General features: G+C 63.6%; 9 protein-coding genes. 4 read left to right on the forward strand and 5 right to left on the reverse strand.

Going from position 1 to position 11669, the window contains the following annotated elements; translation table 11 throughout:
• Positions 1-188: 188 nt before the first annotated feature.
• The gene (locus EN943_RS28610) at positions 189-1076 is read left to right on the forward strand and encodes a phosphotransferase family protein (RefSeq protein WP_127415544.1); all 888 of its coding nucleotides are present in this window, start codon (positions 189-191) and stop codon (positions 1074-1076) included.
• On the forward strand, positions 1073-3526 hold the full coding sequence (locus EN943_RS28615) for an FAD-dependent oxidoreductase (protein ID WP_127415545.1): 2454 nt from the start codon (positions 1073-1075) through the stop codon (positions 3524-3526). The genes EN943_RS28610 and EN943_RS28615 overlap by 4 nt, the downstream gene beginning before the upstream one ends.
• A gap of 1 nt (position 3527) precedes the next feature.
• Here the strand turns inward: EN943_RS28615 and EN943_RS28620 are convergent, their stop codons facing one another.
• Entirely contained in the window at positions 3528-4160 is a 633-nt protein-coding gene (locus tag EN943_RS28620) for a class I SAM-dependent methyltransferase (protein WP_164778424.1), read from the reverse strand.
• A 101-nt stretch (positions 4161-4261) separates the two neighbouring features.
• Here EN943_RS28620 and EN943_RS28625 point away from each other — a divergent pair, with 101 nt between their 5' ends.
• On the forward strand, positions 4262-5164 hold the full coding sequence (locus tag EN943_RS28625; protein WP_127415547.1) for a phosphotransferase family protein: 903 nt from the start codon (positions 4262-4264) through the stop codon (positions 5162-5164).
• Between the two features lie 7 nt (positions 5165-5171).
• Here the strand turns inward: EN943_RS28625 and EN943_RS28630 are convergent, their stop codons facing one another.
• Together EN943_RS28630 and EN943_RS28635 are read right to left on the reverse strand one after the other, a co-directional pair.
• Positions 5172-6095, reverse strand: coding sequence for a DMT family transporter (locus tag EN943_RS28630; protein ID WP_013528034.1), 924 nt, complete (start codon positions 6093-6095; stop codon positions 5172-5174).
• Positions 6096-6201: 106 nt separating this feature from the next.
• Complete coding sequence (locus tag EN943_RS28635; RefSeq protein WP_127415548.1) at positions 6202-7482, reverse strand: amidohydrolase family protein; 1281 nt, start codon at positions 7480-7482, stop codon at positions 6202-6204.
• Between the two features lie 168 nt (positions 7483-7650).
• Here EN943_RS28635 and EN943_RS28640 point away from each other — a divergent pair, with 168 nt between their 5' ends.
• Entirely contained in the window at positions 7651-9405 is a 1755-nt protein-coding gene (locus EN943_RS28640; RefSeq protein ID WP_127415549.1) for an ABC transporter ATP-binding protein, read from the forward strand.
• A 158-nt stretch (positions 9406-9563) separates the two neighbouring features.
• On the opposite strand, the gene ilvD is transcribed toward EN943_RS28640, so the two are convergent.
• Together ilvD and EN943_RS37990 are read right to left on the reverse strand one after the other, a co-directional pair.
• On the reverse strand, positions 9564-11408 hold the full coding sequence (gene ilvD, locus EN943_RS28645; protein WP_127415550.1) for a dihydroxy-acid dehydratase: 1845 nt from the start codon (positions 11406-11408) through the stop codon (positions 9564-9566).
• A 67-nt stretch (positions 11409-11475) separates the two neighbouring features.
• Positions 11476-11669: hypothetical protein (locus EN943_RS37990; RefSeq protein WP_206522822.1), on the reverse strand; the 194-nt coding region annotated here is incomplete at its 5' end.

Consider the following 11669-nt stretch of genomic DNA (forward strand, 5'->3'; position numbering starts at 1 on the left):
CCTGTACAAGGAATTTCAGATCCGCGGGGGCGGATGCCGGGCTCAAAAACCTGGCCAAGGGGCTCGTCGGTGCGGTGCGGGATACCGATCCTGGCGTCCCGCACCGACGAGATTATCTACGTTTCTCCCCGCCGTCGTTGCGCTGTTCACGGCGCCTTGTCGAAGCCCAGCAAACCAGGGATGATTCCGTGACCGCCGAAGATCGCATCCGCGCCCTGCCCTGCTGGACCGGTGGCATCGAGATCGCACCGCTGCCCGGCGGTCTGAGCAACGCGAATTATGTGGTCACGGACGCGGCCGGACGACATGTCGTGCGCTTCGGCAAGGACTATCCGTTCCACCATGTCTTTCGCGAGCGCGAGGTGATGACGGCGCGAGCGGCGCATGCCGCCGGTTTCGCGCCAGCCGTCCGCCATGCCGAACCGGGCATCCTGGTGACGGAATTTCTCGGTGCAAAAACCTATCTGGCGGAAGACGTGCGCGCCAATCTCGGCCGCGTCGCGGCTCTGATGCGCGGCTTCCACCGGGAAATGCCCAATCACGTCTCGGGCGCCGGCTTCATGTTCTGGGTGTTCCATGTCATTCGCGACTATGCGCGCACGCTTGAAGAAGGCGGCAGCCGCAAGCGCAGCGACCTGCCACACCTGCTGACGCTGGCCGACGAACTGGAGCGCGCGCAGAAACTGCTGCCGATCGTCTTTGGCCACAATGATCTGCTGCCGGCCAACATTCTCGACGACGGCAACAGGCTTTGGCTGATCGACTTCGAATATGCCGGCTTCAACACGGCGATGTTCGACCTCGCAGGCGCCGCCTCCAACGCCGGCATGAGCGACGAGGAATCCTTCGCCTTCCTGACCGCCTATTTCATGAAGGAACCGGACGAGGCGATCCGCCGTTCGCACGCGGCCATGCAATGCGCCTCGCTGCTGCGCGAGGCGATGTGGAGCATGGTCTCCGAGCTCTATCTCGACGCGCCGGGCATCGACTACGTCGCCTACACCGAGGAAAACCTCGTCCGGCTCGACGCGGCACTGGGAAACTACCGGACAAAATACGGGATACAGAAATCATGACATTGCCGAGCCAGGCCGCCATCGTCGTCATCGGCGGCGGCATCATCGGCTGTTCGACGGCCTATCATCTGGCGCGCGACCACAAGGCCGACGTGGTGCTGCTCGAGCAGGGCAAGCTGACCTCGGGCTCAACCTGGCATGCCGCCGGACTTGTCGGCCAGTTGCGCTCGTCGGCTTCGATCACCCGCGTGCTGAAATACTCCGTCGACCTCTACAAGGGATTGGAGGCCGAGACCGGCCTTGCCACCGGCTGGAAGATGACCGGCTGCCTCAGGCTCGCCACCAATGCCGATCGCTGGACCGAGTACAAAAGGCTGGCGACGACAGCGAAAAGCTTCGGCATGGACATGCAATTGCTGTCACCGGCGGAAGTCAAGGCGATGTGGCCGCTCATGGAAACCGGCGATCTCGTCGGCGCCTCCTGGCTGCCGACCGATGGCCAGGCGAGCCCCTCCGACATCACGCAGTCGCTGGCCAAGGGCGCGCGCATGCATGGCGCCAAACTGTTCGAGGATGTCCGCGTCACCGGCTTCGAGATGAAGAGCGGCCGCATCACGGCGGTGAAGACCAACAAGGGCGACATCGCTTGTGACAAGGTGGTCAACTGCGCCGGCCAATGGGCGCGGCAGGTCGGCGCCATGGCCGGCATCAACGTGCCACTGCAGCCGGTGAAGCACCAGTACATCATCACCGAGAAGATCGACGGGCTGGCGACCGACGCGCCGACCATCCGCGACCCGGATCGGCGCACCTATTTCAAGGAAGAGGTCGGCGGGCTGGTGATGGGCGGCTATGAGCCGAACCCGCAGGCCTGGGCGACTGGTCTCCCCGGCGGCGACGTCCCCAATGATTGGGAATTCAGGCTGTTCGACGATGACTACGACCATTTCGAGCAGCACATGAGCCAAGCGATCGCGCGTGTGCCGGCGCTGGAAACCGTCGGCGTCAAGCAGATGATCAACGGGCCGGAGAGTTTTACGCCGGACGGCAATTTCATTCTCGGCACAGCGCCCGAATGCGCCAACATGTTTGTCGGCGCCGGCTTCAACGCCTTCGGCATCGCCTCGGGCGGCGGCGCCGGCTGGGTGCTGGCGCAGTGGGTGGTCGACGGCGAAGCACCGCTCGACCTGTGGGTGGTCGACATCAGGCGCTTTTCCAACCTGCACCGCGACCGTCAGTGGGTCTGCGACCGCACGCTGGAGGCCTATGGCAAGCATTACACGATCGGCTTCCCGCATGAGGAGTATGCCAGCGGGAGGCCGCGCATCGTTTCGCCGCTCTACGACAGGCTGAAACAGCAAAATGCGGTGTTCGGCTCGAAGCTCGGCTGGGAGCGGCCGAACTGGTTCGCGCCCAAAGGCGTCGAACCGCAGGATGTCTATTCGATGGGCCGGCAGAACTGGTTCGCGGCGGTTGGCGACGAACACCGGCATGTGCGCGAAAAGGTCGGCATCTTCGATCAATCCTCCTTCGCCAAATACGAGCTGAGCGGGCCGGATGCGCTGAAAGCCCTGGACTGGGTCTGCGCCAACGATGTCAGCAAGCCGGTCGGCCGGCTGACCTACACGCAGCTTCTCAACACGCGCGGCGGCATCGAAGCCGATCTGACCGTGGCGCGGCTGACCGAAGAGAAGTTCTACATCGTCACCGGCACAGGCTTCCGCACGCATGATTCCTCGTGGATCGGCGACCATATCGGCGAAGGGCTCGATGCCAGGCTTGTCGATGTCACCGAGGATTTCGGCACGCTGTCGCTGATGGGTCCTCGGGCGCGCGATGTGCTTTCGGCCGTGACCGAAGCCGACGTGTCGAACGCCGCATTCCCGTTCGGCCATGTGCGCGAGATCATCATCGCCGGCCACACAATTCGGGCGCTGCGCGTCACCTATGTCGGCGAGCTCGGCTGGGAACTGCATATTCCGATCACGGCCACCGGCGAAGTCTTCGACGCGCTGATGGCGGCAGGCAAAAAGCACGACATCCGCCCCATCGGCTATCGTGCCTTGGAATCGCTGCGGCTGGAAAAAGGCTATCGCGCCTGGGGCTCCGACATCACGCCCAACGACACGCCGCAGGAAGCCGGCCTCGGCTGGGCGGTCAAGCTGCGCAAGAACACGGATTTCATCGGACGGCGCGCGCTGGAGAAGACCTGCGGCGCGGCACTGAAGAAACGCTTCGCCGGCTTCACGGTCGACGATCCCGAGATCGTCCTGCTCGGTCGCGAAACCATCCTGCGCAATGGCGATCCGGTCGGTTATCTCAGCAGCGGCGGTTATGGCTACACGCTGGGCAAGACCATCGGCTACGGCTATGTGCGCAACGCCGATGGGGTGAGCGACGATTTTCTCGTCTCGGGCAACTATGAACTGGTGGTTGCGATGGAGAGGACACCGGCCAAGATCCATCTCGAGCCGATGTATGACCCGGCAGGCGCCAGGGTCAAAGCGTAGGTCAGGTCACGCGCAATGCGAGACCGCGGCTGGGCACGGTGTCGGCTTCGCCCGGCATGGAGACGTAAGGGCGCGTTTCCTCGACGCGGGTGACGAGGCCTTGCGCCTCGAGCTCGGCGATGCGCGCCGCAAAGCCCTGATCCCACAGCGTGTTCTTGACCGTCAGCACGATCACGCCGCCCGGCCGGCAGATGCGGATCAGTTCGTCCAGCCCATCGACGCTGACATGGCCCGATGTGAAGACGCCGGCCGAGATCACTCCGGCATAGGCATCATCGGCAAAGGGCAGATGACCGCCCAGCGCCAGGCAATGGAGCGCGGAATAGACGCCCTTGCGGGCTGCCTGATCCAGCATGCCTTGTGAAATATCGAGTGCCTCGACCTGTGGATAGCCGGCAATGTTCAACCATTCGCCGATGAGCCCGGTGCCGGCCCCGGCATCGAGCAGCGGTGCTGAACCGCGCGGCAGATGGCGGGCCAGCAGTGCGAGGCAGATCGTCGGATGGCGATAGCCGGCAGCCGACATGTCGGCGTCATAGGTTTCCGACCAGCGGTCATAGAGTGCGGCCACCTCTTCGGGCCGCTTTGCCGCGTAGGCCTCGGCGAGTGCGCCCTGATGTTTGCTGTCCGCCACTTTTATCCAGTCCGCCAATTTTTGATCTCGCAGTGATGATAGCCAAAGCACGAAAATTGTGGAACCGTCGCTGCGACAAATAACAGCGTGGGGGCGCAGGCATGGTGACAGACGAGACGCGCGCGGCACTGGACGCCATTCCCATGCTGGCCGGCTACAGCGGTCCGCTGGAACGGCTGGGCGGCCTCACCAATCTGGTCTTCAAGGCCGGCGACTTCTGCCTGCGCATTCCCGGCAAGGGCACCGAGGAATACATCAACCGGGCCAACGAAGCCGTGGCCGCGCGCGAAGCGGCAAAAGCAGGGGTCAGTCCCGAGGTGCTGCATGTCGATGCCGCCGCCGGGGTGATGGTGACACGCTACATCGCCGGCGCCGAAACCATGTCGCCGGAGAAATTCCGGACACGGCCGGGCAGTCCGGCCCGCGCCGGCGAGGCCTTTCGCAAGCTGCACAATTCAGGCGCGGTGTTTACCTTCCGCTTCGAGCTGTTTGCGATGATCGACGACTATCTCAAGGTGCTGTCCACCAAGGAGATCGCCCTGCCCGCCGGCTATCATGACGTGGTGCGCGAGGCCGAGGCAGTGCGGTCGGCGCTGGCCGCCCATCCGCTGCCTCTCGTCGCCTGTCATTGCGATCCGCTGTGCGAGAACTTCCTCGATACGGGCGAGCGGATGTGGATCGTCGACTGGGAATATTCGGGCATGAACGATCCGCTCTGGGATCTGGGCGACCTCAGCGTGGAAGGCAAATTCGACACGGCGCAGGACGAAGAGATGATGCGCGCCTATTTCGGCGACGAGGCGAGGCCGGCGGAGCGCGGCCGCATCGTCATCTACAAGGCGATGTGCGACCTGTTGTGGACGCTGTGGGGACTGATCCAGCTCGCCAACAACAACCCGGTCGATGATTTTCGCACCTATGCCGACGGGCGGTTCGCGCGCTGCAAGGCGCTGATGGAGACGTCCGAGTTTTCACGGCATCTGGCGGCGATCCGCCGGGGGTGAGCCTGGACTAATTCACGCCCTTCGGAACGTTTTCGGGCGGCACCGTGGTCTCGACCACTTTCTGGCGATGGAAGATGAACAGGCCGGCGAGAACGACGATGCCCGAGCCGATCAGGATGCGCGGACCGGGAACGTCGCCGAAGAATACCAGCCCGAACACCACCGCCCACAGCAGCAGCGTGTAGTGCAGCGGCGCCAGCGTCGAGGCCGGCGCCAGCTTGAGTGCCCTGGTGATCATCAGATGGGCGCCGCAGGAGACGATGCCAAGCAGCAGCATGGCGCCGAGATCGAGCGCCGACGGCGTCTGCCAGGCGCCGATGCTCAGCACGCCGCCGACCAGCAACGTGCCGATGGTCTGCCATGTCACCAGATTGGTGTCGCTGGTGCCGCGCAGCCGGCGGTTGAGGATGATGGCGAAGGCGAAGGAGATACTGCCCACCAGCGCAAAGCCCGATGACAGCGAGAACGCCGCCGAGGACGGTTTCAGCATGATCAGCACACCGCAGAAGCCGAGCAGGATCGCCATCCAGCGGCGCCAGCCGACCTTTTCACCAAGCAAGAGGTGCGAGAGTGCCGCGACGTAGATCGGCCCGGCCATGTAGAAGCTCATCACATCGGCAAGCGGCAGATAGACCACCGCGGCATAGAAGAGCGCGGTGTCGAGCGTGGTCATCACCACCCGCAGCAGCTGCAGCTCCAGGCGCTCCATGCGAAACAGCTTGGCCGGGCCCTGGTTGGCGATCATCGGGCCAAGCACGAAGAAGGCGCCGATGGAGCGGATCAGCACCACTTGGCCGACGGAGAAGCTGGCGACCAGCCATTTGCCCATGGCGTCGTTCAGCGCAAACAGGAAGTCGCCGGCCAGCATCAGCAGAATGCCGGCCAAAAGCACATTCCTGATCGTCGAATTCTGCGCCACGGGCTGCGTCATGCCGATCCCGATTCCTCCCTGGTAAGCCGCGTCGTAGACGGAAGTGGCTGCCTTGACGAGAAGAATTCGGGCAATGGGTAAGACCAGCGCCGGGAATCGGCTGTATCTAGCTGGATATGTGCCGCCGGTTCACCATTGCCGGCCTTCCACCGATGGACAGCCTGGTTTCCTGCTTCGTCCGCTCCGCCACCACCTTGCCCTTGGCGATGACGCACAGGCGCTCGGCGCGCAGCCGCAGGGCTTCGACCGGATTGCCGGCATCGAGGACGACCAGGCTGGCGCGCTTGCCGACCGCCAGGCCGAGATGATCGAGGCCCATGATCGCGGCATTGACGTTGGTGACCATGTCGAAGCAGCGCGCCATGTCGGCCGGGCTCGACATTTGCGCCACATGCAGGCCCATGAAGGCAACGTCGAGCATGTCGGCGGTGCCCAGCGAATACCAGGGATCGAGCACGCAATCCTGGCCCCAGCCGACGCGGATGCCCAGCGCCTGCATTTCCTTGACCCGGGTCATACCCCGGCGCTTCGGGAAGGTGTCGTGGCGGCCCTGCAGCATGATGTTGATCAACGGGTTGGGGATGGCGGAGACGCCCGCCTCGGCGATCAGCGGCAACAGCTTCGAGACATAGTAATTGTCCATCGAATGCATCGAGGTGAGGTGCGAGCCGACCACCTTGCCGTGCAGGCCAAGGCGCTGCGTCTCATAAGCAAGCTGTTCGATGTGACGCGACAGCGGATCATCGGTCTCGTCGCAATGCAGGTCGACCATCAGGCCGCGCCTTGCCGCGATTTCGCACAGCTCCGTTACCGAGCGCGTGCCGTCGGCCATGGTGCGCTCGAAATGCGGGATGCCGCCGACAATATCGACGCCCATGTCCAACGCGCGGATGGTGTTCTCCCGCGCCGTCGGCGAGCGATAAAACCCGTCCTGCGGGAAGGCGACCAATTGCAGGTCGATATAGGGGGCGACCATTTTCTTGACCTCGAGCAGCGCCTCGACCGCCAGCAGGCGGTCGTCGCAGACATCGACATGGGTGCGGATGGCGAGCAGGCCCATCGACACCGCCCAGTCGCAATAGGCCAATGCGCGATCACGCACCGCCTCATGCGTCAAAAGCGGCTTCAACTCGCCCCACAGCGAAATGCCTTCGAGCAGCGTACCCGACGCGTTGATGCGCGGAATGCCGTAGGAGAGCGTCGCGTCCATGTGGAAATGCGGATCGACGAAGGGCGGCGAAACAAGATTGCCACGGGCGTCGACCTCGGTCCGCGCAGAACCCTGCAGAGTGGGCTCGATCGCCGCGATCGTCTCACCGATGATGCCAATGTCGGCTACCCTGCCGTCAGGCAGTGTGCCGCCGCGAATGATAAGGTCGAAAGCCATCTGTCGTCATCCCGTCAAAAGAATCATCTGATATAGCCGAGCTGAAAATCGCATCCCGTCGATGCCGCTTGCAACAGCGGTTTGTCCACGGCGGCCGCGGATGGTTCCATCCGGCCGCAACTCCCTCTATAAGCCGCCTTCGTTGTCCCGGTTTCAAGGATCCGCCGTTTGTTTCGTTTCTTCCGCTCGACGGAAAACCAGCGCCTCGTTGCGAGGTTGATCCGGGAATCCTTTTATCAGCACAGGTTTGGCTACGGCGCCGCGATCTTGTCGATGCTTGTGGTGGCCGCCACGACCGGCGCCAGCGCCTGGATCCTCAAAGAGATCACCGACGAATTCGTGGTCTTCAAGCGGATTGACCGCGTCAACCTGATTGCGGCGGGGGTTGCCACGATCTTCATCCTCAAGGGCCTCGCCAATTTCATCCAGGCCTATTTCATGAGCCGGGTCGGCAACGCCATCATCGCCGACCGCCAGCGCAAGATCTACGACCGCATCCTGGCGCAAGGCATCGAATTCTACCATTCGACCTCGTCGTCCGACCTGATCACGCGCATGACCAACAATGCGCAGGCGGCGCGCAACGTGCTCGACCTCGTTGTCACGTCCTATGTGCGCGATCTGTTGTCGCTGGTTGTCCTGGTAGGGGTCATGGTCTGGCAGCAGCCAGCCTTGTCTATAATCTGCTTCGTCGTCGGCCCCTTGGCTATCTACGGGGTCAACCGCATCCTCAAACGTGTTCGCAAGTTCGCCGCGATGGAGTTTCGCTCGGTCGGCCAGATCGTGCAGGTTATGCAGGAAACGGCAATCGGCGTGCGCGTCGTCAAATCCTTCAACCTCGAAGGCGCAATGCGCAACCGCATGTACAAGGCCGTGTCGGACGTCGAGAACCGGGCCAACAACATCGCGACGCTGGAGGCTGCGACAAGCCCGGTGATGGAGACGCTGGCCGGGCTGGCAATTGCCGGAGCCATCTTCGTCAGCGGCTTCCTGGTCTTGCAGGGCGGCCAGATGCCGGGAAACATCATGGCCTTCATCGGGGCGCTCCTGTTTGCCTATGAGCCGGCAAAGCGCCTTGCGCGCGTGCGCATATCGCTGGAAAGCGGCATTGTCGGCGTGCGCATGATGTTCGAGCTCGCCGACCAGCCGCTGACTCTGGTCGAGAAGCCGGACGCGAAGCCGCTTCTGGCCGGACCAGGCGAGATCCGGTTCGACGCCGTCGACTTCGCTTATCAGAACGGGCCGCCGGTGCTGGACAGGTTCGATCTGACGCTTGAGCCCGGCAAGATGACGGCGCTGGTCGGGCCTTCCGGCGGCGGCAAGTCGACGATTCTAAACCTGATCATGCGCATGTACGACCCGAAAAGTGGCAAGGTGCTGTTCGATGGTCAGGATATTTCCCATGCGACGCTCGCATCGCTGCGGGAAAAGATCGCCTATGTCAGCCAGGATACATTCCTGTTTGCCGGCACCATCATGCACAACATCCGGCTTGGGCGCGAGGGTGCGACCGACGAAGAGGTGATCGCCGCCGCCAAGGCGGCCAACGCCCATGACTTCATCAGCGCGCAGGCGAAGGGCTACGAGACGGATGTCGGCGAGAATGGCGGCCTGCTGTCGGGCGGCCAGCGCCAACGCATCTCGATCGCACGCGCCATGCTGCGCAATGCCGAAATCCTGCTGCTGGACGAAGCGACCAGCGCGCTCGATGCCGAATCGGAAGCGCTGTTCCGCGACGCGCTGCAGCAATTGACGGAAGGCCGCACGACGATCGTCATCGCGCACCGTCTGTCGACCGTGCACCAGGCCGACACGATCGTGGTGCTCGAAGCCGGCAAGGTGGTGGAAAGCGGCCCGCACAAGACTTTGCTCAAGCAGGGCGGGCTTTACCAGAAGCTTTATGAGTATCAGTTGATGCCGTGATGGTGTTCCGGATGTTGGGGCCAGGCCCCCTCATCCGGCCCTTCGGGCCACCTTCTCCCCGAGGGGAGAAGGGATCGTCAACGCCGGCGCCAGCCTCTTCTCCCCAGCGGGGAGAAGGTGCAGCGTAGCGGCCGGATGAGGGGGCCTGGGCGCGAACCTTATTCCGGCACAAACCTCACGGCGCCCTTGGCCGCGCTGGTCGCCATGGCGGCATAGGCGCGCAAGGCGGTGGTCACCTTGCGCTTGCGCTTTTCCTCGGGCTTCCAGGCCAGGGCGCCCTTGGCCTCCATCGCCGCCCGGCGGGCAGCGAGTTCCGCCTCATCGACAGCAAGGCGGATGCTGCGGTTCGGGATGTCGATCTCGATCGTATCGCCCTCCTGCACCAGCCCGATCAGCCCGCCTTCGGCGGCTTCCGGCGACGCATGGCCGATCGACAGGCCCGAGGTGCCGCCGGAGAAGCGGCCGTCGGTGACCAGAGCGCAGGCCTTGCCGAGACCTTTCGACTTCAGATAGCTGGTCGGATAGAGCATTTCCTGCATGCCGGGGCCGCCGCGCGGCCCCTCATAGCGGATGACGACGACATCGCCGGCCTTGATCTCGTTCGACAGGATCGCCTTGACGCTCGAATCCTGGCTTTCGAAGACGCGGGCCGGGCCGGTGAACTTCAAGATCGATTCATCGACGCCCGCCGTCTTCACGATGCAGCCGTCGAGCGCCAGATTGCCTTTCAGCACGGCGAGACCGCCATCCTTGGAAAAGGGGTGTTCGGTCGAGCGGATGACGCCTTTCTCGCGGTCGAGATCGAGCTCGTCCCAGCGGCGGTCCTGGCTGAAAGCGACCTGTGTCGGCACGCCACCAGGGGCGGCGAGGAAGAAATCGCGCACACTCTGGCTGGTCGTGCGGGAAATATCCCAATGGTCGAGCGCTTCGCCCAGGGTTGACGTATGCACCGTCGGCAGGTCGCGGTTGAGCAGGCCGGCATTGTCGAGCTGGCCGAGGATGGCCATGATGCCGCCGGCGCGGTGGACGTCTTCCATGTGGACGTCGGACTTGGCCGGAGCAACCTTGCACAGCACCGGCACCTTGCGCGACAGCGCGTCGATGTCATCCTGATCGAAATCGATCTCGCCCTCATGCGCGGCAGCCAGGATGTGCAGCACGGTGTTGGTCGAGCCGCCCATGGCGATGTCGAGCGTCATGGCGTTCTCGAAGGCGCCCTTCGAGGCGATGTTGCGCGGCAGAGCCGTCTCGTCATCCTGCTCGTAATAGCGCTGAGCGAGATCGACGATCAGGTGGCCGGCCTCGACGAACAGCCGCTTGCGGTCGGCATGGGTGGCCAATGTCGAGCCGTTGCCGGGCAGCGACAGGCCTAGCGCTTCGGTCAAACAATTCATCGAATTGGCGGTGAACATGCCTGAGCAGGAGCCGCAGGTCGGGCAGGCCGAGCGCTCGATGACCTTGACGTCCTCGTCGGAGACCTTGTCGTCGGCGGCCGCGACCATGGCATCGACCAGGTCGAGCGCCTGCGTCTTGCCGGCGAGCACCACCTTGCCGGCTTCCATCGGCCCGCCGGAAACGAAGACGGTCGGGATGTTGAGGCGCAACGATGCCATCAGCATGCCGGGCGTGATCTTGTCGCAATTGGAGATGCAGACCATGGCGTCGGCGCAGTGCGCGTTGACCATGTATTCGACGGAATCAGCGATCAGCTCGCGCGACGGCAGCGAATAGAGCATGCCGTCATGGCCCATGGCGATGCCGTCATCGACGGCGATGGTGTTGAATTCCTTGGCAACGCCGCCGGCCTTCTCGATCTCGCGCGCGACCAGCTGGCCGAGGTCCTTCAAATGGACATGGCCCGGCACGAACTGGGTGAAGGAGTTGACCACCGCGATGATCGGCTTGCCGAAATCGCTGTCCTTCATGCCGGTGGCGCGCCAGAGGCCGCGGGCGCCGGCCATGTTGCGGCCGTGGGTGGTGGTGCGGGAGCGATAGGCAGGCATGTTTTTTCCTTGGTGGCTGGCCGCGGCCCAGGCATGGCGCGGCGAAGCTGAGTTCGGACCGCAGGCGTTATAAACGCGCAAGCCCGGTCTGGCCACAATTTTGCAATGCGCCAGATTCCTCGCAAAAATCAGATCTTCCAAAAAAATTGCACCCGGGTGTCGGATTGCGTGCCGCATGGCCGTCCTTAGGCAAACGGCAAGGAATGGCACCATTCTCGGAGCCAGCCGTTTCGCCGTAACCGCAACCAAACCAACCCGAGG

It is taken from the genome of Mesorhizobium sp. M7A.F.Ca.US.006.01.1.1, from assembly GCF_003997935.1.
Taxonomy (GTDB): domain Bacteria; phylum Pseudomonadota; class Alphaproteobacteria; order Rhizobiales; family Rhizobiaceae; genus Mesorhizobium.